This window comes from Nocardioides sp. Z30_9 (assembly GCF_058215735.1).
The window spans coordinates 1,502,874-1,526,468 of record NZ_JBZAJF010000002.1 but is presented as its reverse complement, the minus strand read 5'-3'; the positions used below and the strand labels follow the sequence as shown (position 1 = coordinate 1,526,468).

23 protein-coding genes are annotated in these 23,595 nt (G+C 71.4%); 14 read left to right on the top strand and 9 right to left on the bottom strand.

What is annotated here, in order from left to right; translation table 11 throughout:
* Nucleotides 1-284 precede the first annotated feature (284 nt).
* Nucleotides 285-1,742 (top strand): DUF222 domain-containing protein, encoded by a 1,458-nt coding sequence (locus AC4BGB_RS18105; RefSeq protein WP_490548335.1) that lies wholly within the window; start codon nt 285-287, stop codon nt 1,740-1,742.
* Nucleotides 1,743-1,850: 108 nt separating this feature from the next.
* Nucleotides 1,851-2,657 (top strand): hypothetical protein, encoded by an 807-nt coding sequence (locus tag AC4BGB_RS18100; protein ID WP_490548334.1) that lies wholly within the window; start codon nt 1,851-1,853, stop codon nt 2,655-2,657.
* Between the two features lie 25 nt (nt 2,658-2,682).
* Here AC4BGB_RS18100 and AC4BGB_RS18095 read toward each other — a convergent pair whose 3' ends face one another.
* Nucleotides 2,683-3,576: a MerR family transcriptional regulator gene (locus AC4BGB_RS18095; protein ID WP_490548333.1), complete on the bottom strand. Its 894-nt coding sequence runs from the start codon at nt 3,574-3,576 to the stop codon at nt 2,683-2,685.
* 58 nt (nt 3,577-3,634) lie between these two features.
* Here AC4BGB_RS18095 and AC4BGB_RS18090 point away from each other — a divergent pair, with 58 nt between their 5' ends.
* The 4 genes from AC4BGB_RS18090 (at nt 3,635) to ppsA (ending at nt 8,464) form a co-directional block, all read left to right on the top strand.
* A complete protein-coding gene (locus AC4BGB_RS18090; protein WP_490548331.1) occupies nt 3,635-4,102 on the top strand; it encodes an FHA domain-containing protein in 468 nt (155 codons plus the stop codon).
* Nucleotides 4,103-4,146: 44 nt separating this feature from the next.
* Nucleotides 4,147-5,100 (top strand): NAD(P)H-binding protein, encoded by a 954-nt coding sequence (locus tag AC4BGB_RS18085; RefSeq protein WP_490548330.1) that lies wholly within the window; start codon nt 4,147-4,149, stop codon nt 5,098-5,100.
* Nucleotides 5,101-5,174: 74 nt separating this feature from the next.
* Complete coding sequence (locus tag AC4BGB_RS18080) at nt 5,175-6,056, top strand: pyruvate, water dikinase regulatory protein (protein WP_490548329.1); 882 nt, start codon at nt 5,175-5,177, stop codon at nt 6,054-6,056.
* Nucleotides 6,053-8,464, top strand: coding sequence for a phosphoenolpyruvate synthase (ppsA, locus tag AC4BGB_RS18075; RefSeq protein WP_490548328.1), 2,412 nt, complete (start codon nt 6,053-6,055; stop codon nt 8,462-8,464). The genes AC4BGB_RS18080 and ppsA overlap by 4 nt, the downstream gene beginning before the upstream one ends.
* On the opposite strand, the gene AC4BGB_RS18070 is transcribed toward ppsA, so the two are convergent.
* Both AC4BGB_RS18070 and AC4BGB_RS18065 read right to left on the bottom strand, forming a co-directional pair.
* Nucleotides 8,461-9,690 (bottom strand): MFS transporter, encoded by a 1,230-nt coding sequence (locus AC4BGB_RS18070; protein ID WP_490548327.1) that lies wholly within the window; start codon nt 9,688-9,690, stop codon nt 8,461-8,463. The two genes, ppsA and AC4BGB_RS18070, sit on opposite strands and share 4 nt — an antisense overlap.
* Nucleotides 9,691-9,734: 44 nt before the next feature.
* Nucleotides 9,735-11,279, bottom strand: coding sequence for a hypothetical protein (locus AC4BGB_RS18065; RefSeq protein WP_490548325.1), 1,545 nt, complete (start codon nt 11,277-11,279; stop codon nt 9,735-9,737).
* A gap of 259 nt (nt 11,280-11,538) precedes the next feature.
* Between AC4BGB_RS18065 and AC4BGB_RS18060 the strand changes: the two genes are divergently transcribed.
* The 5 genes from AC4BGB_RS18060 to AC4BGB_RS18040 all read left to right on the top strand — a co-directional run bounded on the left by AC4BGB_RS18060 (nt 11,539) and on the right by AC4BGB_RS18040 (nt 17,013).
* Nucleotides 11,539-12,984, top strand: coding sequence for an aldehyde dehydrogenase family protein (locus tag AC4BGB_RS18060; RefSeq protein WP_490548324.1), 1,446 nt, complete (start codon nt 11,539-11,541; stop codon nt 12,982-12,984).
* Between the two features lie 4 nt (nt 12,985-12,988).
* Nucleotides 12,989-14,350, top strand: coding sequence for an alpha-hydroxy-acid oxidizing protein (locus AC4BGB_RS18055; protein WP_490548323.1), 1,362 nt, complete (start codon nt 12,989-12,991; stop codon nt 14,348-14,350).
* A gap of 39 nt (nt 14,351-14,389) precedes the next feature.
* On the top strand, nt 14,390-15,304 hold the full coding sequence (locus AC4BGB_RS18050) for an MBL fold metallo-hydrolase (protein WP_490548322.1): 915 nt from the start codon (nt 14,390-14,392) through the stop codon (nt 15,302-15,304).
* Nucleotides 15,301-16,104 (top strand): tyrosine-protein phosphatase, encoded by an 804-nt coding sequence (locus tag AC4BGB_RS18045; protein ID WP_490548320.1) that lies wholly within the window; start codon nt 15,301-15,303, stop codon nt 16,102-16,104. The genes AC4BGB_RS18050 and AC4BGB_RS18045 overlap by 4 nt, the downstream gene beginning before the upstream one ends.
* 96 nt (nt 16,105-16,200) lie before the next feature.
* The gene (locus AC4BGB_RS18040) at nt 16,201-17,013 is read left to right on the top strand and encodes a TetR/AcrR family transcriptional regulator C-terminal domain-containing protein (protein ID WP_490548319.1); all 813 of its coding nucleotides are present in this window, start codon (nt 16,201-16,203) and stop codon (nt 17,011-17,013) included.
* Between the two features lie 15 nt (nt 17,014-17,028).
* On the opposite strand, the gene AC4BGB_RS18035 is transcribed toward AC4BGB_RS18040, so the two are convergent.
* Entirely contained in the window at nt 17,029-17,670 is a 642-nt protein-coding gene (locus tag AC4BGB_RS18035) for a hypothetical protein (RefSeq protein WP_490548318.1), read from the bottom strand.
* Nucleotides 17,671-17,774: 104 nt separating this feature from the next.
* A complete protein-coding gene (locus tag AC4BGB_RS18030) occupies nt 17,775-18,599 on the bottom strand; it encodes a DUF2382 domain-containing protein (RefSeq protein WP_490548317.1) in 825 nt (274 codons plus the stop codon).
* A 245-nt stretch (nt 18,600-18,844) separates the two neighbouring features.
* Between AC4BGB_RS18030 and AC4BGB_RS18025 the strand changes: the two genes are divergently transcribed.
* Complete coding sequence (locus AC4BGB_RS18025; RefSeq protein ID WP_490548316.1) at nt 18,845-19,183, top strand: TraR/DksA family transcriptional regulator; 339 nt, start codon at nt 18,845-18,847, stop codon at nt 19,181-19,183.
* 24 nt (nt 19,184-19,207) lie between these two features.
* Here AC4BGB_RS18025 and AC4BGB_RS18020 read toward each other — a convergent pair whose 3' ends face one another.
* Genes AC4BGB_RS18020 through AC4BGB_RS18005 form a run of 4 tightly spaced genes read right to left on the bottom strand, consistent with a single transcriptional unit; the run spans nt 19,208 to nt 22,610 of the window.
* Nucleotides 19,208-19,927: a B3/B4 domain-containing protein gene (locus tag AC4BGB_RS18020; RefSeq protein ID WP_490548315.1), complete on the bottom strand. Its 720-nt coding sequence runs from the start codon at nt 19,925-19,927 to the stop codon at nt 19,208-19,210.
* Nucleotides 19,928-19,975: 48 nt separating this feature from the next.
* Entirely contained in the window at nt 19,976-21,145 is a 1,170-nt protein-coding gene (locus AC4BGB_RS18015) for an acyl-CoA dehydrogenase family protein (protein ID WP_490548314.1), read from the bottom strand.
* A 9-nt stretch (nt 21,146-21,154) separates the two neighbouring features.
* A complete protein-coding gene (locus AC4BGB_RS18010; RefSeq protein ID WP_490548312.1) occupies nt 21,155-21,550 on the bottom strand; it encodes a GNAT family N-acetyltransferase in 396 nt (131 codons plus the stop codon).
* A 1-nt stretch (nt 21,551) separates the two neighbouring features.
* Nucleotides 21,552-22,610, bottom strand: coding sequence for an NAD-dependent epimerase/dehydratase family protein (locus AC4BGB_RS18005; protein ID WP_490548311.1), 1,059 nt, complete (start codon nt 22,608-22,610; stop codon nt 21,552-21,554).
* Between the two features lie 102 nt (nt 22,611-22,712).
* Between AC4BGB_RS18005 and AC4BGB_RS18000 the strand changes: the two genes are divergently transcribed.
* Nucleotides 22,713-23,132 (top strand): CoA-binding protein, encoded by a 420-nt coding sequence (locus AC4BGB_RS18000; RefSeq protein WP_490548310.1) that lies wholly within the window; start codon nt 22,713-22,715, stop codon nt 23,130-23,132.
* 3 nt (nt 23,133-23,135) lie between these two features.
* Entirely contained in the window at nt 23,136-23,594 is a 459-nt protein-coding gene (gene arfB, locus AC4BGB_RS17995; RefSeq protein ID WP_490548309.1) for an alternative ribosome rescue aminoacyl-tRNA hydrolase ArfB, read from the top strand.
* The last annotated feature ends 1 nt before the right edge of the window (nt 23,595 follow it).

The following is a 23,595-nucleotide window of genomic DNA, read 5'->3' as shown; positions in this document are numbered from 1 at the left end:
CATGTGCGGGGAGGCGGCTGGCTGGACGAGCCGGCCCGGTCCATGGGCGCAGCCGTCCGGTCCCCGGGCCGTTCGGTGCTCGTGCATCCGGCCAGCCACAGGGCTGCCAGTGACAGCACCAGGACCACCGCGCGCCGTGTCCGACCAGTCAGGCACCTGTTCATGTACATGCGACGTCGCCCGGCGGCCGAGGGTTCCATCCGCTCCCAAAATCTTCCCCGATCTCCGGTCAGACAAGGCGAAACTCGCTGCTTCTTGTCAGTGCTCGGTGATGGGATTCACTCATGGCCGAGACCGCGGACCTCTCCCAGCGTGACCTCCTCGACGAGGTGGACACGCTGCGGCTGCGGCAGCGCCGGACCAGTGCGGAGCTGTTGGTGCTGGTCGCGGAGTTCGCGCGTCAGCACGGCGCCGGCACCGTGGATCCCGTCGAGGCAAGGCTGCCGGGACGGGAGCGGGCGGTGCGGCTCGGCGGTGAGGGCACCCCGCTGGTCGCGGAGTTCGCGCCGTCGGTGCTCGCCGCGCGACTCGGCCTCTCGCCGTACGCCGGGGGCCGCCTGGTGGCCGATGCGCTCGATCTCGAGCACCGGCTGCCGCAGCACTGGGCCGGGGTGCAGACACTGGCGATCGACGAGCAGCACGCCCGGTTCGTGGCGCGCAGGACCCGCAACCTGAACCCGGAGGAGGCGGCCTACGTCGACGCCCGGGTGGCGCCGTACGCCGACGGGCGGCTGTCGTGGACCCGGTTCGAGACCCTGGTCGAGGCCGCGATCAAGGCCGCCGACCCGGACGCCGCAGCGGCCCGCGAGCTCGCCGCCGCCCGGGAGAGGTTCGCGCGGACCACCCACTCCACCGAGCACGGGATGCGCGGCTTCTACGTCCGGGCCGACTTCGCCACCGTCGCCCGGATCGACGCCACCGTCGCCTACCTGGCCCAGGCCCTGCTCACCATGGGCGACGACTCGTCCCTGGACGAGCGCCGGGTCAAGGCGGTGCTGATCCTGGCCAACCCGGCCCAGGCGGTCCGGATCCTCGCCGGCTACGCCCGGGTGCGCGACCAGCTCCACGCCCGTGCGGACGCCGCCGAGGACGGGCTGGAACCGGAGCCGTTCGACCCTGCGGTCGTGCCCGCGGACCTCCTCTACGAGCGGCAGCTGCTCCCGGCGGTGTGGCTGTTCGTCCACCTCGCCGCCCAAGGCACCGACACGGCCACCCCGACCGGGCACCTCGGACCGGTCGCGCGGGTCGAGGGCAGCGCCCCGGTCACCGCCGACTGGGTCCGCCGCCACCTCGGCGAACGCTGCCGGTTCAAGATCACCCCGGCTCTGGACCCCCTCGACCAGGTCCCGGTCGACGCCTGGGAGATCCCGCAGCGACATCGACAGGCCGTGCATCTGCTGACGCCGGCCGACACCTTCCCCTACGCGAGCAACACCACTCGCGACATGCAGCTCGACCACACCATCGCCTGGTCCCGGCAGCGCGCAGCGGCCGGTGAGCAGCAGTCACGCATCGGGAACTACGGCCCCATGATCGGCTTCCACCACCGCATCAAGACCCACGGCGGGTGGAGCGTGCGACAACCCCGCCCCGGCGTCTACGAGTGGCGCGACCCCTACGGAGCCCGCTACCTCGTCGACCACACCGGCACCCACCGCGTGCACCGGCGCACCCCCACCACACCAACCCGATACGACTCACCGCTGGAGGAGCGCCTCACCGCACTGGCCCTCGCCTCCTGAGCCCGGGCGGCGACCGACCAGCGCCCGAGCGCGCCGGGAGCACGCTGCACGCCCGGAACGTAGGCTCGGGCGTGCCAGCACCCCTGATCCGTACGGCCAGGAGGCCCCGTGTCCCGCGCAGCAACCCGATTCCGGACGATCCTGCCCAGCTCGGGTCGCGCCGCACTCGGTGCCACCATCGCCGGCGGCCTGGTCTCCGGGCTGGCGTCGGCTCCCGACCGGGTCACCCGGCTCCTGCGGCGCCGCTTCCCCACGGTGGCCGTGACCGGGATGACCGGGGTCGGCAAGACCCAGCTCGCCGACCAGCTCTCGCGGCGCACCGCCGGTGAGGGCACGGCGGAGGTCGGCTCCGCGGTGATGGAGCGCCGTACCCGCCGCTCCCCCCGGCTCCAGGGCTTCCGCTTCCTGGTCGTGCCCGGAGACAACGCGGCGACCCGGCTCGGCGCCCTCGACGAGGTGTTCCACGACGAGCCGGTCGACGGGGTGATCCACGTGGTCGCCAACGGCTACGCCACCCCACGGCGTACGGCGGGCACCACCGGCGCGGCGACCGCGACCCGCGAGCAGCAGCTCGCCGCGGAGCTCGAGGACTGGGCGATCACCGCCCACCGCATCGCCTCGATGGCCGTACGCCGGGACAAGCCCGTGTGGCTGGTCATCGCAGTGACCAAGACCGACCTCTACGCCGACGAGCTCGACGAGGTCGTGCGCTACTACTCACCGGGCAGCGGGTCACCGTTCGGCGACAAGGTCGACGAGCTGCGGGCGCTGGCCGGCGGTGCGAAGCTCTCCGTCGACGTGCTCCCGGTGTGCAGCGTCGGCGGCGACCGGAAGTCGGCGGTCCCGTCGAAGCGGGCCAACGCGATGATCGACGCGCTCGCGGCCCGGCTGGACCAGCTCAGCGGCCACGCGTGAGCGCGGGGCGTGAGTCCACGCCCGCTCAGTCACCTGCCCGGTCCACGTAGGCCACCATCCGGTTGAACAGCGCCGTGACCGCGGCGAGGTCGGGCGTGTGCGGGTGGGCGCCCTGCTCGCCCGCGCCCGCGGTGGCGGCGAGCGCTCCCGAGGTCGGGGGTGCACCGTACTGCTCGGCCACGGAAGCGCACACCCGGGCGGCGTCGTGGACCGCCGCACCGTCCACGGTCCACATGCTCTCGAAGAGCCGGAGCCGGTCGGGGACGTCGTACTGCCCGGGGAGCTCCCAGGCCGTGAGCGCCACGGGGAGGTCCAGCGCGTCGCACACCACCACCCACTCGCGCCGCATCGGCGCGTCCGGCGGCAGGGCGACCTCAGAGGGCGCGGCCTCCACCTCCGGGTCGGTGAAGTCGGCGAAGACCGTGACGCCCGCGGAGACGCGTGCCAGCTCGGTCCAGCGAGGCTGCGCCGCGCGGTAGTAGCGCTCCTCCTGGAAGGACCCGTAGATCGCGGCCCGGTCGGCCTTGGCGCAGAACTCGTCCTCGATCGCCGAGGACAACGCGTCCAGCGTGGCCTTCTTCAGCCGGTGCACGCCGAGGTGGGGGTAACGCCGGCGCAGCAGCGCGAACACCGAGGGCGCCACCGGCACCGCGTCCTGCATCGCGTGCGCGATGGCCTGCTCGAGCCGGGTGCCGGCGTCCTGGTGCCGCAGCACGGCCCGGATGGTGGCGACGTCCTCCTCCCGGTACCGGCGGTGACCGCTGGCGAGCCGGCGCGGGACGGGGAACCCGTGCCTGGTCTCCCACATCCGCAGCGTCGCCGGGGCGACCCCGGTGCGCTCGGAGAGCTCCCCGATGGACAGGCTCCCGGCGCCGTCCACGGCTGGGTCGACTTGCGCATCGGTTTGCATCGAGTTCATAGTGTGATGATAAACCTCAACACCTTGTTGAGGTCAATGTCGAGGATTGGAGCCGGCCATGTCCACCGACCGCTGGGTCCCCCGAGCCGGGGCCACCACCACGCACGCCCACGAACGCGCCGGGCGTCCACGCCTGATGCTCAAGCTCGAGGACCGCTGGGAAGGTCAGCAGCAACCGGTGTACTGGCTCGACCACCCGATGGTGCTGATCGGCTCCAACGAGATCTGCGACATCGTGCTGCCCGGCATCGAGCACGTGCACACGATGGTCTTCAACGACGACGACGACGAGTACATGCTCAGCAACTGCGGACCCCTGGTCCGGGTCCACGGCGCCCCCGTCGCGACCTCGGCGATCCTGCGCACCGGCGCCCGCGTCGACATCGGAGAGCACTGTCTCGCCTTCTTCCGCGAGGAGTACGCCGACCACGGCCGTCCCTTCGGAGGCCGCATCGGCGGCGAGTTCGGCCACCAGTACGCCCAGCCCCCGCGCAGCGCCATCCAGGCGAACCAGCGCGACCGGTGAGGTTCCCGACCGGGATCCCACAACCCTGAACGAGGAGTGATCGAATGCGGGTGCTCGTCACCGGCGCCACCGGCTACGTCGGTTCCAGGCTCATCCCCGAGCTGCTGCAGCAGGGCCACGAGGTCCTCGCCGCCGTACGCCGGGAGGGGGCCGTCGAGGACTACCCCTGGAGCCCGGAGGTCACGCCGAGGCCCTTCGACATCGAGGACCCGGACCTGATCCGCTCCGCCGTGGAGGGGGTCGACGCAGTCGTCTACCTCGTCCACTCGATGGAGTCCGGGGACTTCGTGACCAAGGACCTGCGCGCAGCCCGCCAGGTCGCCGCCGCCTGCGAGGACGCCGGAGTGGAGCGCATTGTCTACCTCTCCGGCCTCGTGCCCGACGACGGCCTCTCGGACCACCTGCGCTCGCGCCTGCAGGTCGAGGAGGTCTTCCTCGGCTCGGGCGTCCCCACGACCGTGCTCCGCGCCGCCATGGTGGTCGGCGCCGGCTCCACCTCCTTCGAGATCCTGACCCGGCTCGTCGAGCGGGTCCCGTTCACCCCGATCCCGGGCTGGATGCGGACCAGGCTGCAGCCGGTGGCGATCCAGGACGTGGTGCACCTCGTCGGGAGGGCCCTGCAGGGGGAACCCCGCAACCGGCACTACGACGTCGGCGGGGACGCGGTGGTCAGCTACCCCGAGTTGCTGGGCCTCGTCACGGACGTCGCCGGGCTCCGCCGCCGCCAGTTCACGGTGCCGTGGGCCCCTCGGCTGCTCGTCGGCTGGATCGTCGCCTGGGTCACCGGGATGCCGCGGCCAACGGTGACCTCGCTGGTGCAGAGCCTGGCCCACGACATGGTGTGCGCCGAGGACGACGCGCGTCGCGAGCTGGCAGCGCCGGGACATCAGTTCGTCCCGCTCGTGGAGGCTTTCTCCCGCTCCCTGGAGGACAGTGAGGAGGAGGCCACCAGCCTTTTGGGCGACGTCCAGGCAGCTGCCTCGACCGACCCGGCATAGGCTCTCGTCCGCGCCGACTTGTGGCGCGCGGCCCGGGGCGTTTGACTCGTCTTCCGCAGTGTCGAAGGAGCGAGATGAACGACGTACCCCGCCTGGCCGTCAACGAGGCCGCCGTCGAGGACGGTGGAGGTGACGTCGTTCCGGTGTTCTTCCTCTCCGACAGCACCGGGATCAGCGCCGAGACCATGGGCAACGCGCTGCTGATCCAGTTCCCCGACCTGCGCTTCGACCGGACCGTGATCCCGTTCATCTCCTCGGTCGAGGAGGCCCGGGCCGTGGTGGCCCGGATCGACGCGGTCCTCGACGAGAGCGCACGCACGCCACTGGTGTTCACCACCGCCGCCCGCGACGACGTGCGCCAGGCACTGCAGGAGACCCGGTGCCCGGTGATCGACTTCTTCGACCTGCACATGCAGAAGGTCGAGTCGATCCTCGGGACCAAGGGCGTGCGGATGGCCGCCCGGCTGCACGGCGTCGGCGACGTGCAGCGCTACAACAGCCGGATGCAGGCGGTCGAGTACACGATCGAGCACGACGACGGCCAGAGCGTGCGCGGCCTCGAGAAGGCCGACGTGGTCCTGGTGGCGCCCTCCCGGTGCGGCAAGACGCCCACCGCGATGTACCTCGCCCTCCAGCACGGACTGTTCGTGGCGAACTACCCGATCGTCGAGGAGGACCTCGAGTCCTCCGACCTGCCCCGGCCGGTGCGCAACATCCCGGAGAAGTGCTTCGGCCTGATCACCTCCCCGCAGCGCCTCTCGGCGGTGCGCCAGGAACGGCGTCCGAACTCCCAATACGCCTCCCTCGAGCAGTGCACGTTCGAGCTGCGGCAGACTCAGGCCATGTTCAAGCGGCACGGCCTCCCGGTGGTCGACTCGTCGACGAAGTCGGTCGAGGAGCTCGCCACCATGATCCTGCAGCGCCTGAAGACCATGAGAATGAGAACGTCGAAGTGACCGACCCGACCCAGGAGCCCACCGTGGAGCAGCACTCGCCCGTCAACGTCCGACCGTTCGCTGAGATCGGCCTGAACGACATCGAGGAGGTCGGAGGCAAGAACGCCTCCCTCGGCGAGATGGTCAGCAACCTCTCCGACCTCGGCGTCCGCGTGCCCGACGGCTTCGCGACCACGGCCGAGGCGTTCCGCCGCTTCATCGGCGACACCGGGCTGGCCGAGCGGATCTCCGAGGAGCTCAAGGGCCTCGACACCGACGACACGCGCGCGCTCGCGAAGACCGGCAAGCAGATCCGCGAGGAGGTGGCGAACCAGCCGTTCCCCGAGGACCTCGAGGCCGACATCCGCGCCGCCTACGAGCAGCTCGTCGCCGGGCGTGACGAGGTGTCGTTCGCCGTACGCTCCAGCGCGACCGCCGAGGACCTCCCCGACGCCTCCTTCGCCGGGCAGCAGGAGACCTTCTTGAACATCAAGGGGATCGACGGCGTGCTCCAGGCGATCCGTGAGGTGTTCGCCTCCCTCTACAACGACCGCGCGATCGCCTACCGCGTCCACCACGACTTCGACCACGACGCCGTGGCTCTCTCCGCCGGGGTGCAGCAGATGGTCCGCTCCGACATCGGCGCCTCCGGCGTGATGTTCACGATGGACACCGAGTCCGGCTTCGACGACGCGGTCTTCATCACCTCCTCCTACGGCCTCGGCGAGGCCGTGGTGCAGGGCGCGGTGAACCCCGACGAGTTCTACGTCTACAAGCCCGCGCTGCGCGCCGGGCGCCCCGCCGTGCTCAAGCGCGGCGTCGGGAGCAAGGCCACCAAGATGGTCTACACCGAGGACGCGGCGGTCGGGAAGACCACCGAGTTCGTCGACACCGACGAGGCGGAGCGCCCGCTGCTCAGCCTCACCGACGACGAGGTCGAGACCCTGGCCCGGCACGCGCTCACCATCGAGGAGCACTACCAGCGCCCGATGGACATCGAGTGGGGCAAGGACGGCCTCGACGGCGAGCTCTACGTGCTCCAGGCCCGGCCGGAGACCGTGATGTCGCGCGCCGGGGTGCGCACGCGCTTCCGGATGGACGAGAAGGGCGAGGTCGTCGTGGAGGGCCGCGCGATCGGCCAGAAGATCGGCGCCGGCAAGGTCCGGGTGATGACCTCCATCGAGGAGATGCACGAGTTCAACGAGGGCGAGGTGCTGATCGCCGACATGACCGACCCCGACTGGGAGCCGATCATGAAGCGGGCCGCGGCCATCGTGACCAACCGCGGCGGGCGGACCTGCCACGCGGCGATCATCGCTCGCGAGCTCGGGATCCCGGCCGTGGTCGGGACCGGGGATGCCACCAGGAGCCTGGAGGACGGGCGCGCGGTCACCGTCTCCTGCGCCGAGGGCGACACCGGCTTCGTCTACGAGGGCGAGCTCGACTTCACCGTCGAGGAGACCGAGCTCTCCGCGATGCCGGAGATCGGCACCAAGATCATGATGAACGTCGGTACGCCGGAGCAGGCGTTCACCTTCGCCCAGCTGCCGAACGCCGGTGTGGGCCTGGCCCGCCTCGAGTTCGTGATCAACCGGCAGATCGGGATCCACCCCAAGGCGCTGCTGGAGCACGACAGCCTCGACGAGCCCCTCAAGACCCAGATCAGCGACGCCATCGCGGCCTACTCGAGCCCCCGGGACTTCTTCGTCAAGCGGGTCGCCGAGGGCGTCTCGATGATCGCGGCCGCGTTCGCGCCGGAGCCGGTGATCGTGCGGATGAGTGACTTCAAGTCCAACGAGTACGCCAACCTCGTCGGCGGCGAGCTCTACGAGCCCGACGAGGAGAACCCGATGATCGGCTATCGCGGAGCCTCGCGGTACCTCTCCGCGGAGTTCGTCGACTGCTTCGCGATGGAGGCCGAGGCGCTGAAGTTCGTGCGCGACGAGATGGGCCTGACCAACGTCAAGATCATGATCCCGTTCGTGCGGACCCTCGCGGAGGCCAAGGGCGTGATCGACCTGCTCGGCGAGCACGGTCTGGTCCGGGGCGAGAACGACCTCCAGGTGATCATGATGTGCGAGGTGCCCTCCAACGCGATCCTGGCCGCGGACTTCCTCGAGCACTTCGACGGGTTCTCGATCGGCTCCAACGACATGACCCAGCTGACCCTCGGGCTGGACCGCGACTCCTCCCTGGTCGCCGGGTCCTTCGACGAGCGCGACCCCGCGGTGAAGTTCATGCTCGAGCGCGCGATCACCGCGTGCCGCGAGGCCGGGAAGTACGTCGGGATCTGCGGACAGGGCCCCAGCGACTACCCCGACATGGCCGAGTGGCTGCTCGAGCTGGGCATCGAGTCCATGTCGCTGAACCCCGACACCGTCGTGGACACCTGGATCCGGCTCGGCAAGGCGACCGAGAAGAGCGCCTAGGAACTCGGTTCGGCGGCGCTGGCCTCACGGGGGCCGGCGCCGCCGGTCCCCGGGGCGTCACCGGTGTCTCCGGTGCGGGACTCGCGTGCGCTCGGCACCACCAGCGCCGAGGGGATCAGCACCAGCGCCACCACCAGCAGCGCGTCCAGGGTGCCGACGTGGTCGGCCACGAAGCCCAGCAGCGGCGGGCCGGCGAGGAACGCGCCGTACCCGATGGTGGAGACCACGCTCACCCGGGCGGCCGCCCGGCGGGGGTCGTCGGCGGCCGCGCTCATCCCCACGGGGAAGCCCAGCGAGGCGCCCAGGCCCCACAGCACGATCCCGGCGACGACCAGGACGGGGTGCTGGCCCAGCACGATCAGCAGCACTCCCCCGGCCGCGCCGACCATCGTTCCCCACAGCACCGGGACCCGGCCGAACCGGTCGAGCAGCACCGTGCCGAAGAGGCGGCCGACGGTCATCGCGCTCACGAAGACCGCGAACCCCGCCACCCCGACCCAGTGCTCCACGTCGTACCCGTCGACCAGGGCCAGGGCCAGCCAGTCGTTGGCCGTGCCCTCGGTCAGCGCCAGCGCCATCACCATCAGGCCGATGAGCAGCGTCCGGGGCTCACGCCAGGCCTGCCAGGCCGAGGGCGACTTCTCGTGGTGCTCGGCCACTGGCTCGTCGGGGAGGTAGTTGCGGGTGGACACGGCCAGCAGCACGAACGAGACGACAGCGAGCACGGGCAGGTGCACCAGGGTCGGCACGTCCAGTGCGACGGCTGCTGCGCCCACCCCCGAGCCGACCACCGTGCCGAGGCTGAACCCGGCGTGGAAGCGCGGCATGATGTTGCGGCCCAGGCGACGCTCAACCGCAGCACCCTCGACGTTCATGGACACGTCCCAGACACCGGTGCCGACGCCGTAGACGAACAGCCCCGCCGCGGCCGCCCACACCTGGTCGCCGGCCAGGGCGAAGGACACGACGAGCAGCCCGAGCACGCTGCACGCGCCACCGATGCGGGAGACCGCGACCGTGCCGAGGCGCTCGACGGCGGCCCCAGTGGTGGGCATCGTGCACAGCGAGCCACCCGCGATCGCCAGCAGCAGCAGCCCGAGCTGGCCGTTGTCGAGGCCCAGGGACTCACGCGCCTCCGGGATCCGCGAGACCCAGGTCGCGAAGATCAGTCCGTTGAGGAAGAACACCAGCCCGACGGCGTTGCGGGCAGAGAGAACCGGGGTCACGGGTCCAGCAGACCAGAGAGGGTCACGGCCCCGCCAATCGAGGGCTACTTCCCGCAGACCCCGCGCTTGGCCTTCTTCGGCTCGCAGTAGGTGGTCTTGAGGTACGGCGGCCGGATGATCCCCTTGTCGAGGCGGATCGTGCCCTTGCTGCCGACCCGCGGCACCCGTCCCTTGAGCAGCTTGCGCTGGCCGACCTTGACGGCCGTGACCGTGGACTTCGCGGTCGTGGTGGCGCCCGTGACGACCGGGTCCTCGAGCTGGTAGGTCATCTTGATTACGAGATCGACGCCGCTGTTCAGGGTCTCGGTGACCATCCCCTCGTTGCTGATCACGAGCAGGCGGGTCTTGCCCGACCAGAACCCAGCGAGGGTGCTGAAGTCAGGCGCCGCGCGCTTGACCACCAGCAGCTGCTGCTCGGCCGGCTGCGCGACGGTCATCGCCTGTGCCTGCTCCCGCAGGAACGCCGCAGTCGTCGGGGCGGCGAAGATCTGGGACAGGAGCACGGCACGGGGACCGAACGCCCGCACCAGCTTGCCCTGGGAGAAGCAGCCGGCCAGGAGTGCGTCGCTGCCCTTGCCCAGGCTCCTCCTGCACTGCGGCATCGCCAGCAGGGCTTTGACCGTGGCCACGACGTTCGTTGGGCCGGTGTCGAAGGCGGCCAGCCTGAGGGCGGTCGCCCGGACGGTCGCCTGGAGCAGCCGCAGCGACTGGGTCGCCGGGGCCGCGCTGGCCGAGAGCGACAGCGAGGTCAGCGGCTCGAGGTCGGCGTCGTAGGTCGCCGTACCACCCGGCGGCAGGAAGGTGCTCTCGGTCCCGAGGATCGGCAGCCACGGCGCGAACGCGCGCGAGGCCGCCGGCTCGTCGAGTGCCGGGACCTCGGGGTGGGCGAGCTGCACCGGGCTGAGCCTGCGGTTGGTGACCTTCACGACGCGCTTGCCGTCCTCGAGGCCGAAGCACCACAGCAGCGTCTGGCTCCTGGTGGAGGCGATCGAGTAGCCGCTCTCGCGGGCCTCGGGCTTGGCCTCGCAGTCGGGCTGACGCGTCTTCCGGCTGATCCCGCTGGCCATCCCCTTGCGCACGTCCGCCTGGAAGCTCGCCAGCGCGGCGTCGAGGTTCAGGGTCAGCACCCCGACCTGGTCGAGGCGGTTGGTCGTGTACTCCACGTGGCGCAGGTCGCTGGTGAGCTGGCCGGGCTTGAACGTCCAGGGCTGGTCCGCAGCGGTCCGCGTCGCGACCAGGGTCGGGACGTTGTCGGGCAGCGCGTTGTCGAGCTCGATGATCACCGTGACCGGCTCGACGAGCTGCTCGGCGGGAGCCAGGGTGAACACCGGCGAGACGAAGTCGAGGTCGACACCGTTCTCGGCCCCTTCCGCCGTCTCGACGACCTCGAGCTCGACGTCCTCGGGAAGGCCGATCACCTCGACGCCGAGGTCCTCCGCGGCGGCGGCCTCCGCGTCCACCGACGCGTTGGCTGCGGGCCGTGGCAGCGGCGGGTCCGCGTCACCCCCACAGGCCGTCGCCGTCAGCACGAGCAGCAGGGCCACGAGGGCGCGCGCCGGCACGGAGCGTGCAGGGCGGGCGTGGAACATGTGTGACCCCTGTTGGCGTCTCGAATGGCGGGCGAGAGGAACGTTACGGGGATTTCAGTCCGTTATGGCCTTTTTGGCAGCACCGGCCCTCATTCGTGTCGAGTGCCGCGGCCAACGCCACGCGTGCCGCTCCTCCACCCCGCCCTTGCGCGGCTGCACTCGCTCCGACAGCCTTGGCACCCCTGGACCCGCGCAGTCCCCGGACGCCCGTGCCAGAAGCAGCCACCGAAGCACCACCCCCGACCCCTGGAGCCCCTTGATGAGTCAGGTCGCCAACCCCTCCCTGAGCACCCCCGCCACCTCGTCGGAGGAGCCCCGGTTCTCCCCCGTGGAGGCCGACCAGCTGCTCGCGCGGCTGCGGGCGACGTACGCGACGGGGCGCACCAAGTCCCTGGAGTGGCGCCACCAGCAGCTCGCCGCGCTCGGCCGGATGCTGGTGGAGTGCGAGGAGGAGCTCGTCGAGGCGCTGCGCAAGGACCTCGGCCGGGCGCCGTTCGAGGCCTGGGCCGCGGACCTGCGCGCCACCGGACGCGAGATCGAGGACCTGCAGCGGCACCTCGGCCGCTGGGTCGAGCCGGAGCGGCGGCGTGCGCCGGCACTGCTGCAGCCCGGCAAGGCCTCGATCGTGCGCGAGCCGCTGGGCGTGGTGCTGATCATCGCGCCGTGGAACTACCCCGTGCAGCTGCTGGTCTCGCCGTTGGCGGCGGCGCTCGCGGCCGGCAACGCCGTGGTCTGCAAGCCCTCGGAGGTCGCTCCGGCGACCTCGGCCGCGATGGCGAGGTTCCTGCCTCGATACCTCGACCAGAGCGCGGTGGCCGTGGTCGAGGGCGGCATCCCGGAGACCACGCTGCTGCTCGACCAGCGCTGGGACCACATCTTCTACACCGGCAACGGGGCCGTCGGCCGCATCGTGGCCACCGCCGCCGCCAAGCACCTCACGCCGGTCACGCTGGAGCTCGGTGGGAAGTCCCCGGTGATCGTCACCGCCGACGCCAACATCAAGCTCGCGGCCAGCCGGGTCGCCTTCGCGAAGTTCCTCAACGCGGGGCAGACCTGCGTCGCCGCCGACCACGTCTACGTGCACGCGGACGTCGAGGAGGAGTTCCTCGCGGCGATGGGGCGAGAGGTCGCCAAGCGGTACGGGTCGGACCCGCGGGCCAGCAAGGACTTCGGACGGATCATCAACCCGGGGCACGCGCAGCGGGTCAAGAACCTGCTGGACCAGGGCGGCTACGAGGTCGTCTGCGGCGGGCAGGTCGACGTGGAGGGTCGCTACATCGCCCCCACCGTGCTGCGTGACGTCACCCGCGAGGCCGGGGTGATGAGCGAGGAGATCTTCGGCCCGGTGCTGCCGGTGCTCAGGTTCGAGGAGCTCAGCGAGGTGACCGACGCGATCAACGCGGGCGACAAGCCCCTCGCGCTCTACCTGTTCACCTCCTCCGACGAGACCGTCGAGCAGGTGCTGGCGAACACTTCGTCGGGCGCGATGTGCGTCAACGACGCGCTCAGCCACCTGCTGATCTCCTCGCTGCCGTTCGGCGGGGTCGGCGGGAGCGGGTACGGCGCGTACCACGGCCAGGCGGGCTTCGAGACGTTCAGCCACCGCCGGGCCGTGTGGAAGCGGCCGTCGTGGCTGGTCGACGCACCGCTGCTGAACGCCCCCTACCCCCGCTGGAAGCGCGCGCTGACCCGTCGGTTCTTCTAGGACCATGACCGACCAGCGACAGGCAGGCTCGCCGACCACCCACCCCGCTGCGACCCAGTCCGCGCCGGCGGACGCGGCGAGACCCGAGATCGGGCCCGGCCGTGAGCGGCAGGGCATCGTCTACCGGGCCGGCGTGCTCGGCCAGGCTCCCTCGGTGCCGGTGGAGGCGGCCCTGCTGGAGGAACGTGCCCGGCAGGCGATGTCGCGCAAGGCCTGGGCCTACGTCGCCGGGGGTGCCGGCGAGGGCGCGACGATGCGGCACAACCGGTCGGCGTTCGAACGGTGGCGGATCGTGCCGCGGATGCTGCACGGCACCAGCACCCGCGACCTGGGCACCTCGGTGCTGGGCACTCCCCTGCGCGCACCGATCATGGTCGCGCCGGTGGGTGCCGGCGCGCTGATCCGGCGCGACAGCGACGTGCACATCGCCCGTGGGGCCGCGGCCGCCGACACGCCGTACGTCTTCTCCTCCCAGGGGTGCAGCCCGATGGAGGCGACCGCGGAGGCGATGGGCGACACCCCGTTCTGGTACCAGCTCTACTGGTCGATCGACGAGCCCCTCGTGGACTCGATGATCCGGCGCGCCGAGGCCGCCGGGGCCAAGGCACTCGTGGTCACCGTGGACACCACGACACTCGGCTGGCGTCCCAAGGACCTCAACCTCGGGTCGCTGCCGTTCGCGCAGGGCGAGGGCATCGCGCAGTACACCTCCGACCCGCGGTTCCTGGAGATCGTGCGTGAGCGCATCGCCGCGTCCGCCTCCCGGCCCGCGGAGAAGGTGAAGGTGACCGCCGACGCCATCCGCAGCCTGCTCTCGATCACCCGCAACCACCCGGGCCGGTTCCTGGACAACCTGCGCTCGAAGGAGCCGCGGGCGTCGGTGGAGACCTTCCTGGACATCTACTCCAACCCCGCGCTGTCCTGGGACCACCTCGCCACCCTGCGCAGCCGTACGACGCTGCCGATCCTGCTCAAGGGCGTCCTGCACCCCGACGACGCGGCCACCGCCCTCGAGGCCGGGGTGGACGGGCTGATCGTGTCCAACCACGGCGGCCGCCAGGTCGACCACAGCATCGCGTCGCTGGACGCGCTCGTGGCGATCCGCGACCGGGTCGGTCCCGAGCCCACGGTCCTGTTCGACAGCGGCATCCGTACCGGCGCGGACGTGTTCCTCGCCCTGGCGCTGGGCGCCGACGCCTGCCTGGTGGGCCGCCCGCACCTCTATGGCCTCGCGCTCGCCGGCGCCGACGGTGTCCGGCAGGTGCTGGAGAACATCATCGCCGAGCTCGACCTGACGATGGGCCTCGTCGGTGCCGCCGGCATCCCCGACATCACCCGCGACCTGCTGGTGGCCGCCGACCGGTGAGGTGACCGCGTACGCGGCTCCCCCGCTAACGTGCGCACCATGCGCCTCAAGCCCGGTCGGCCCGATCTCGCGACCTACGCCGACCGGTTCGACGTGCCCCCGGCGCAGGACGGGCTCGGGGTCACCTTCCTCGGCGTCGCGAGCCTGCTGCTCGACGACGGCGAGTCGGCGGTGATGACCGACGGGTTCTTCTCCCGCCCCAGCCTGCTCAGGACGGCGTTCGGGAGGCTCTCCCCCGACCTCGAGCGGATCGACTCCGCCCTGTCGCGTGCCGGGGTCGGCCGGCTCGACGCCCTTCTCCCGGTGCACACCCACTACGACCACGCTCTCGACGCCGCAGTGGTGGCCGAGCGCACCGGCGCCGTGCTGCTCGGCGGGGAGTCGGCGGCCAACATCGGGCGCGGCCACGGTCTCCCCGCCGACCGGATCCGGGTGGCGACGCCGGGCGAGCCCGTCACCTACGGCGCGTTCACGCTGACCCTGGTGGAGTCACGGCACTGTCCACCCGACCGCAGCCCGGGCCGGATCGAGGAGCCCCTCGTCCCGCCGGCCAGGATGTCGGCGTACCGGTGCGGGGAGGCCTGGTCGGTCCTGGTCGAGCACACCAGCGGGAGCACTGCCCTGCTCCAGGGCAGCGCCGGCTACGTCACGGGAGCACTGACCGGTCACACGGCGCAGGTGGCCTACCTCGGCGTGGGTCAGCTCGGGGTGCAGAGCGAGGACTACATCCGCACCTACTGGGCCGAGACCGTCGAGGCGGTAGGCGCGAGCAGGGTCGTGCTGACCCACTGGGACGACTTCTTCCGCCCGCTCGACCGCGACCTGCGGGCCCTGCCGTACGCCGGCGACGACCTGCACGCGACGATGCGGGTGCTCGACGAGCTCGGCCGCGCCCAGGGGGTCGAGATCAGCTTCCCGACCCTGTGGCAGCGAGAGGACCCGTGGCGCCGATGACCGACCCCCGACCACGCATCACGATCCCCACCGCGCCCAACCTGCGCGACCTCGGCGGCTGGCCCACCGGGGACGGCGCCCGCACCCGCACGGGCCTGGTCTACCGCTCCGCCGAGCTCACCGGGCTGACCGAGCCCGACCTCGCGGCCCTCGCCGAGCTGGGCATCGGCACCGTCTACGACCTGCGCACCACCCGCGAGATCGACGCCCGGCCCGATGTCCTTCCCGAGGGCCTGCCGGTGGAGCAGCTCGACGTGCTCGCCGACCGCGACACCTCGCCACCGGCCGAGCTGCGGGAGATGCTCACCCGACCGGAGCTGGCCGGCGAGCACCTCGGGAACGGCCGGGCGGAGCGCCACTTCGAGGACGCCTACCGCGGCTTCGTGAGCCTGCCCTCGGCGCGCACGGCCTATGCCCGGCTGTTCACGGCGGTGGCGACCGCCGACGGGCGGGCCGTGCTCTTCCACTGCGCCAGCGGCAAAGACCGCACCGGCTGGGCGAGCGCCGCGCTGCTCCTGCTGCTGGGGGTGAGCGAGGAGGACGTGATGACGGAGTACCTCCAGACCAACACCGACCTGCTGCCGATGACCCAGCCCTGGCTGGACCAGTTCCGCGAGGCCGGCGGTGACCCCGAGCTGCTGCGTCCGGTCGTGGGCGTGCAGGAGAGCTACCTGGAGTCGGCGCTGGACCAGGTGCGGGCGTCGTACGGCGACATCGAGGGCTACTTCGTTCACGGTCTCGGTCTCTCCCTGGACACCGTGAGAACCCTGCGGGCGGTGCTGGTGTCGGGGCGTCCCTGACCGCGTCGGACGCCACCCCACCAACAACCCGGGCTGTCGGATCCGTCGCGACGGCTCTACCTTGGGTTCAACGCAACGAGGCACCCAGGAGATGTGATGGCACGGGAGTCCGACGCCGACGAGGCGGGAGCCCACGATGCCGGCAAGCTGTCCGAGGACGGTGAGCTGAGCGAGCAGAACGAGTCCGCCGCCGTGGGCCTCGACGTCGACAGGGCGGTCATCGAGGGGGACGAGCTCCCCTCGGTCCGGGTCGCCCTGTCCCAGGAGCGGATCGTCTCTGCCGCCCTGGCCTACATCGACGAGTTCGGGGTGGTCGGTCTCTCGATGCGCCGCTTGGGCAGCGTCCTCGGCGTGGAGGCAATGTCGCTGTACCGCTACTTGTCCGGCCGCGAGGCCCTGCTCGACGCCATCGCCGACGCCATGACGGACTCGCTGGCCGACGACGCGGACGTGATCGACCGGCCGAGCGCCGGTTGGCAGGACTTCCTCCAGCGACTCGCCCATGGCGTACGCCGGATGGCGCTGTCCCACCCCAAGGCCTTCCCCCTCGTGGCCTCCCGCCCCGCCGAGGCACCGTGGCTGCGGCCGCCGCTGCGCAGCTTGCACTGGGTCGAGGCATTTCTGCGCGGACTGATCGACGAGGGCTTCAGCCACGACGCCGCCGTGCGTTCCTACCGTTGCTTCAGCAGCTTCCTGCTCGGACACCTGCTGCTCGAGGTGGCCATGCTCGGCGCCGACCTCGGCCCCCTCGACGTGGTCGAGGAGGAGAACGTCGACGAGAGCGCTCCTCGCCATCCCACCGTGCGGGAGCTGCGTGCCGCCCTGACCGAGGACCACGCCGCCGAGGAGTTCGAGGAGTCTCTCGAGGACCTGCTGAACCGCATCGAGCTCATCCGGATGGAGTGCTGAGCCCGATCCGTCGCGTCAGCGGCCCGCCGCGCGGTCGACGCGGTCGTGGTACCGGTGACCGAGCTTGCCACCCAGCACGGCTGCCAGCAGGGTCAGGAGCAGCACGGCGATGCCCGTGATGGCCGCACCCCAGCTGAGTGCGTCCAGGGTGACCGGGATCCGGGGCAGGCTGACCCGGTCGAAGATGTTGTACTTCGAACCGAAGACCGCCCCGACGACGATCGCGGCGATCATCACCAGGAGCCCGATCAGCCATACCGCCACGCCCTGACGGCCACCGTCGAAGCGCGACATGCGACCTGCGACATAACCGCCTGCGTAGTAGGCAACCATCAGGACCACCCCCAGCACCACGGCGGCCGTGATCCCGATCGTCCCGGCCTGCCGTTGGGCGTCGGACTGCGTGAGGTTGCCGTTGTAGCCGACGGCGGCGCCGACCGCACCGACGATGCTCGTCAGCAGGATCGCCATCCCGATGGCGACGATCCAGCCGAAGAACGCGGCGCCGATGTTGAGGCCACCGAATTTCTCCCGGGCATGGTGCTCCTGGTCCCGGCGATCCCGGTGGTCCGGCCGGGACCCTTCGACGCCTCCGGTCTCGGCTCCGAGAGCGGAGGCTCCGGTGTCGCGACGTCCTGTGCCTGAGTCTTGGGACATGACGAGATTCCTTTCATGAGGAGTCCGGGTGGCGGTGAGGTCCGCTGCCGGAGCGAGCAGGCCGGGTGCCGCAGGCCGAGACCCGCGGCACCACGTGCCGTGTCTCAGCGGCGGTCGACGTCTCCCTCGACCTCGATGTTCTCCTTGCGGACTTCCTCGCTGACCGTCTCCTCGTCGGTGACGGTCTCCTTGCCCAGACGCACCCGCTCGACCGGCTCTGCGACCGTCTCGACGTTGACTCGCTCCTCGCTGAGGATGACCTCGTGCTCCTCCTCGGAGATCGCAGGCCCGTCCTTGGCGTCGCCGACGTTCGAGGCATCGACCGGCTCGGTCTCGAGGACGGCGCGCTCCTTGCGGACCGGCACGGAGACCGTCTCGGTCTCGGTCGTGACGTACTTGCGCAGCCGGGCGCGGCCGACATCCTGCTTCGTCTTGTCGACCTTGAGGTGCTCCTCCGACCTGGTCATCGCGTCGTCGGTGGTCGGGCCCGAGGTGTCGTGGCCCGCCCCTGCCACGTCACGGTCGGCCCGGCCCGTCTGGGCCTGTCCCGTCTGGGCCTGTCCCGTCCCGGTCTGGGCTGCCTGGCCCTGAGCCGCCTGGGTCTGGCCGGCGTCACCGTAGCTGCGGCCGTAGTAGTCGTAGAGCCGGCGCTCGTCCGCCTCGTCGAGGTGGCCATCGTCGAGATCGACCTGCGGCGCGTCCTTCACCTTGCTCTTGGCGTGCGGGACGGTGACGTTCTCGCCATCGACCGAGGCTCCCTCTACCGGCACGAACGACTCCTTGTTGCCGAACAGACCGGTGTTGACAGTGAGGAACTCCGGGCGACCGGTCTGGTCGTCGAGGAACACCTGTCCCACCTTGCCGATCTTCTCCCCCTCGTTCGAGTAGGCGGTCCTTCCGATCAGGTCCTGGGCCTGGTTCTCATCCATTATTTCTGATCCTCTCGTAGGCTGCGGGTCTCGCATTCCTCTGGCGGTACCCGCAGCCTTACGTCGTAAACAGACTTCTCGAGCTTCGCGTACGTCGTGACGCACAGGTCCGGTGCGCCACCCGCCTCGGCAGCCGGGTCACCGGGAGGACCCACGAGCGGCTGTCCGGGGGCGAACTCGACATCGCCCCCCGCCCGGCGTAGGAATGAAAGGCCGTAGCCCCACCTAGGACAGGAACCCCGAACATGGACGCAGCCCGCGCACGCACCCTGCTCGAGACCGAGCGAGCCGAGGTGGAGGCCATGCTCGCCGAGATCACCAGGTCCGGCACCCAGGACCGGGAGAGCGAGCAGGAGCCGGGAGACACCGGGGACTCGGCGCAGCCGCTGGAGTCCGAGGGCGTCGACGACGCGGTCGAGGCGTCCCTGCGGACCCGCCTCGCCGCCATCGAGCGCGCCGAGCAGCGCCTCGCCGACGGCACCTACGGCCTCTCGGTGCGAAGCGGGGAGCCGATCCCCGACGAGCGCCTCGAGGCCGTCCCCACGGCCGAGCTGACCGTCGAGGAGTCCGCGGAGAACCCCTGAGGGGCTCGGCTCACCCAGCCGGCGTCAGCCGGGTGAGAGCAGGCGACGGGCGACCAGCACCTCGGGACCCAGCCCGGTCAGGTGCCCGACGAGGTCCTCGGTGGCGGCCTCGAGCTCGTCGTCGGTCATCGGGTCGAGCGCGTCGAGGATGAACAGCGCGGTGGTCGTCTCGTCGCTCAGCTGGGTACGGCGGGCCTGCCGCCAGTTCCAGCGACGGCAGGTCACCCCCGCGTCGTCGCACCACACGACCTCACCGGCCTCGGGGTGCTCGACCACCTCGGCTCCCCCGGCCACGGTGTCGAACGGCTCGCTGCCGTTGGCACGCACGAGCCGGGGCGGACCGGCGTACCGGGTGAGGTCCTCACCGCCGATGGGCAGCTGGTGGAGCACCGAGACGGCGTTGTAGAGGTCGGTGAGCCCGTTCACCCGTGGCAACCCGTCGCCCGCTCGGCGCAGCAGCGCCTCGAGGCTGTTGCGAGTCCGTTGCGGCTTGGCCCCGAACGCCCGGTAGGCCTCCCGCCACGCGGCCACGTGCGGGAGCTGGTCGACGGGGTGAGCCTCGAGCGCCGCCACGGCTGCCCGCTCCGCGGCCTCGAGCGCCGCGATGCCGGCCTGGCCGCTCGGCCCGGGGACCAGCCCGTCGACGGCGAGCAGCATCGCCCGGTAGTCGGGCCGCAGCGCGAACACGTCCGGGTGCACCTGCGCACCGGCGAGGAACCGGTCGAGCTCGGCGAGGTCAGCCATGGATGGACTCCATCTGTGCAGCATAGGCAGGCCCCGCACGGCCCCGTGTCAGAGCTCGGACTGAATCCCAGCCAGCAGCTGGCGTGCCATCACGATCCGCTGCACCTGGTTGGTGCCCTCGTAGATCTGGGTGATCTTGGCGTCGCGCATCATCCGCTCCACCGGGTAGTCGCGGGTGTAGCCGTAGCCGCCGAGCACCTGGACCGCGTTGGTGGTGACCTCCATCGCCACGTCGGAGGCAAAGCACTTGGCTGCCGCACCGAAGAACGTCAGGTCCTTGTCGCCGCGCTCGGAGCGACCGGCGGCGGCGTAGGTGATCTGCCGCGCGGCCTCCACCTTCATCCCCATGTCGGCGAGCATGAACTGCAGGCCCTGGAACTCCGCGATCGCCTTGCCGAACTGCTGGCGCTCCTTGGCGTACTCCAGCGCGTAGTCGAGTGCTCCCTGGGCCACGCCGACCGCCTGGGCGGCGATGGTGACGCGGGTGTGGTCGAGGGTCTTCATCGCGGTCGAGAAGCCGGTGCCCTCGGCCCCGATCATCCGGTCGGCCGGGATCCGCACGTTGTCGAGGTAGACCTCGCGGGTGGGCGAGCCCTTGATGCCGAGCTTGTTCTCCTTCGCGCCGAAGGAGACGCCCTCGTCGGACTTCTCCACCACGAACGCCGAGATCCCCTTGGAGCGCGCCTCGGGGTCGGTCACCGCCATCACCGTGTAGTATTCCGACTCGCCCGCGTTCGTGATCCAGCGCTTCACACCGTTGAGCACCCAGTGGTCGCCGTCGCGGACCGCGCGGCACTTCATGCCGATCGCGTCCGAGCCGGCGTCGGGCTCGGAGAGGCAGTAGGAGAACCCGCCCTCGCCGGCAGCGAGCTTGCCGAGGTACTTCGCCTTCAGCTCCTCCGAGCCGGAGATCTGCACCGGCAGCGAGCCCAGCTTGTTCACGGCCGGGATCAGCGAGGAGCTCACGCAGACCCGGGCCACCTCCTCGATCACGAGCACGGTGGCGAGCGCGTCGGCGCCGGCGCCGCCGTACTCCTCGGGGATGTGGGGTGCGTGGAAGTCCGCGGCCAGCAGCGCCTTCGCCGCCTCCTCGGGGTAGCGCGCGTCCTCGTCGACCTCGGCGGCGAACGGGGCGATCTTCGCCTCGGCGACCGCGCGGACGGCCTCACGGATCGCCTGGTGCTCCTCGGACAACGCGAACAGGGGGAAGTCAGTCATGCCCTGATCCTACTGAGCGAGATCCGGCGCCTTCGACGGGCCGATCCCGGGCTCCCCGGCCTCCGCCTCGGTGTGCACGTCACGCACCCCCAGCCGGGCGGCGTCCTCGATCCGGCGGGCGACCAGCGCGGCGTGGATCCCCCGCCCCTGCCACCGCGGGAGCGTCGCGGAGCCCGACAGGTACGCCGAGCCGCCCTCCACCAGCAAGGAGGCGACCGCGACGATGTCCCACCCGTCGAAGACGGCGTACGTCGTGCGCCCGGGCGCGGCCATCATCTCGCGGCACCACCGCTCCAGTTCCGCGTCCAGGGGCAGGTCGAGGCTCTCGGCCAGCACGCGCGCGACGTAGCGGTGCAGGTCCGGGCCGATCTGCTCGATCGGCAGGGGGCCGGAGTCCGATGCCACGTCAGGTGGCGGTGCGCCCGGTGGCCGTCACGATCCCCGCCTCCCGGGCGCCCCGGACCGTCGCCTGCAGCGTCGCCATCGTGTCGTGCTCGGGCCGCCAACCGAGCACCTCCCGTGCCCGGCTGGTGTCCATCACGACCGGGACCCTGGCTGCCTGGATCCACTCGACCTGGGAGGGCATCGCCGGAAGCCGCCCGACGAGCTCGGCGGTCACGTCGACGGCCACCGCGGGGACCGGGATGCTGTGCCAGCCCAGCTCGCGGGCCAGGTCGCGCATCGTGAACTCACCTTCAGCGGCGAGGTTGTAGTAGCCGGGCTCGCCCGCGCCCTCGACCGCGCGCACCAGTGCGTCCGCCACGTCGTCGGCGTGCACCAGCTGCATCGGGGTGCCGGGATCGAGGATGACCGGACCGGGCTGGGGCACCCGGTCGAGGAGGCTGCGGATGACCGCCGGCACGAGCGAAGGTGTGCCGAGGTAGGGGATGTTGCTCACCAGGGCGGGCGAGTCGGGACCGCCCACGACGCAGGGGCGGAACACGTAGGCCTCCACGTCGCTCCCCGCCAGCGAGTCCGCGAGCGTGGCCTCCAGCTCGGCCTTCTGCGCCGAGTAGTAGAACTCCTCGGTCCCTGCCGGCCCGACGTCCTCGTGGAGCGGCTGGGGGTTCGAGGCGTGGAAGCCGTACGCCGCCACCGAGGAGGTGTAGACGAGACGCTTCGCGCCCGCCGCCACGGTGGCCTCGAACACGTTGCGCGAGCCGGTCAGGTTCACCGCACGGCTCTCCTCGGGGGACCCGAAGATCAGGAACGCCAGGTGCACCACGACGTCGGCCCCCTCGACCAGCCGGTCGATCGCCTCCCGGTCGAGCACGTCGCCCTGGACGTAGACGGTCTTGGCGAGCCCCTTGGCCTGCGGGTCGAACGGCCGCCGCGCCATTCCCCGGACCTCGGCAACCCGGTCGCAGCGCTCCAGTGCCCGCAGGAACGCGAGCCCGATCTCCCCTGTCGGGCCCGTGACCGCCACGGTCAGGCCTGCGGGCTGCGTCGTTCCGGTCTCGCTCATGGTGCTCCTCGGCTCGTCAGTGCGCTCGAACCTAGACGACGAGCCCCTCTCGTCGCAGCCCACGGGGGACCCCTGTGGGCACGGCCGGGTTAGCGTTGCCGCATGGCGAAGTGGCAGGACGACGAAGCGGTCCGGTTCATGCTCGACGAGTGCACCACCTGGGCGGTGGTGGGCCTGTCCGGTGACCCCAGCCGGACGGCGTACAGCATCGCCGCGCTGCTCCAGCAGCGCGGCAAGAAGATCGTCCCGATCCATCCCGACGCCCCCACGGTGCTGGGCGAGCAGGGCTACGCCTCGCTGGCCGAGGTGCCGTTCGGGATCGACGTGGTCGACGTCTTCCGGCGCTCGGAGACGGCCGGACAGTTCGCGGACGAGGCGGTCGCTGTCGGCGCCAAGGCCGTCTGGTTCCAGCTCGGCGTCATCGACGAGGCGGCCTTCGACCGGACGCGCGCGGCCGGCGTGCCGATGGTGATGGACACCTGCCCTGCCATCGAGTGGCGCAAGCGCCCGGCCGGCGGCTGATCCGTGCCGAGGTCGAGCCACGACCCGGAGCCGGGTCAGGACCTCGTCCTGCGCCCGGGGCCGGGACTGCCCCAGGGGCTGGTCGTCCCCGCGGGCGAGATCGTGGAGCAGTTCTCCCGCTCCTCGGGCCCGGGCGGCCAGTCGGTGAACACCACGGACAGCCGGGTCGAGGTCGTCTTCGACGTGTCCGCGTCCTCGGTGCTCACCGACGCGATGCGCGAACGGGCGCTGCGCGCCCTCGGCTCCGGGCGGATCGTGGTCACCGCCTCGGAGCACCGCTCCCAGCACCGCAACCGCGTCGCCGCTCGCCAGCGCCTCGCGGACCGGCTGCGCACGGCGCTGGCCCCACCCGCACTCCCCCGGGTCCCGACCAAGCCGACCAGGGGCTCCCAGCGGCGCCGGATCGAGGGCAAGAAGCGCCGCTCCCAGGTCAAGGCGATGCGCGGCCGCGTGCGCGACTGAG

Coding starts and splice junctions, on each gene's coding strand:
- AC4BGB_RS18105 (WP_490548335.1), top strand. CDS start 285: ATGGCCGAGACCGCGGACCTCTCCCAGCGTGACCTCCTCGACGAGGTG.
- AC4BGB_RS18095 (WP_490548333.1), bottom strand. CDS start 3,576: ATGAACTCGATGCAAACCGATGCGCAAGTCGACCCAGCCGTGGACGGC.
- AC4BGB_RS18090 (WP_490548331.1), top strand. CDS start 3,635: ATGTCCACCGACCGCTGGGTCCCCCGAGCCGGGGCCACCACCACGCAC.
- AC4BGB_RS18085 (WP_490548330.1), top strand. CDS start 4,147: ATGCGGGTGCTCGTCACCGGCGCCACCGGCTACGTCGGTTCCAGGCTC.
- AC4BGB_RS18080 (WP_490548329.1), top strand. CDS start 5,175: ATGAACGACGTACCCCGCCTGGCCGTCAACGAGGCCGCCGTCGAGGAC.
- AC4BGB_RS18065 (WP_490548325.1), bottom strand. CDS start 11,279: ATGTTCCACGCCCGCCCTGCACGCTCCGTGCCGGCGCGCGCCCTCGTG.
- AC4BGB_RS18060 (WP_490548324.1), top strand. CDS start 11,539: ATGAGTCAGGTCGCCAACCCCTCCCTGAGCACCCCCGCCACCTCGTCG.
- AC4BGB_RS18055 (WP_490548323.1), top strand. CDS start 12,989: ATGACCGACCAGCGACAGGCAGGCTCGCCGACCACCCACCCCGCTGCG.
- AC4BGB_RS18050 (WP_490548322.1), top strand. CDS start 14,390: ATGCGCCTCAAGCCCGGTCGGCCCGATCTCGCGACCTACGCCGACCGG.
- AC4BGB_RS18045 (WP_490548320.1), top strand. CDS start 15,301: ATGACCGACCCCCGACCACGCATCACGATCCCCACCGCGCCCAACCTG.
- AC4BGB_RS18040 (WP_490548319.1), top strand. CDS start 16,201: ATGGCACGGGAGTCCGACGCCGACGAGGCGGGAGCCCACGATGCCGGC.
- AC4BGB_RS18035 (WP_490548318.1), bottom strand. CDS start 17,670: ATGTCCCAAGACTCAGGCACAGGACGTCGCGACACCGGAGCCTCCGCT.
- AC4BGB_RS18030 (WP_490548317.1), bottom strand. CDS start 18,599: ATGGATGAGAACCAGGCCCAGGACCTGATCGGAAGGACCGCCTACTCG.
- AC4BGB_RS18025 (WP_490548316.1), top strand. CDS start 18,845: ATGGACGCAGCCCGCGCACGCACCCTGCTCGAGACCGAGCGAGCCGAG.
- AC4BGB_RS18020 (WP_490548315.1), bottom strand. CDS start 19,927: ATGGCTGACCTCGCCGAGCTCGACCGGTTCCTCGCCGGTGCGCAGGTG.
- AC4BGB_RS18015 (WP_490548314.1), bottom strand. CDS start 21,145: ATGACTGACTTCCCCCTGTTCGCGTTGTCCGAGGAGCACCAGGCGATC.
- AC4BGB_RS18005 (WP_490548311.1), bottom strand. CDS start 22,610: ATGAGCGAGACCGGAACGACGCAGCCCGCAGGCCTGACCGTGGCGGTC.
- AC4BGB_RS18000 (WP_490548310.1), top strand. CDS start 22,713: ATGGCGAAGTGGCAGGACGACGAAGCGGTCCGGTTCATGCTCGACGAG.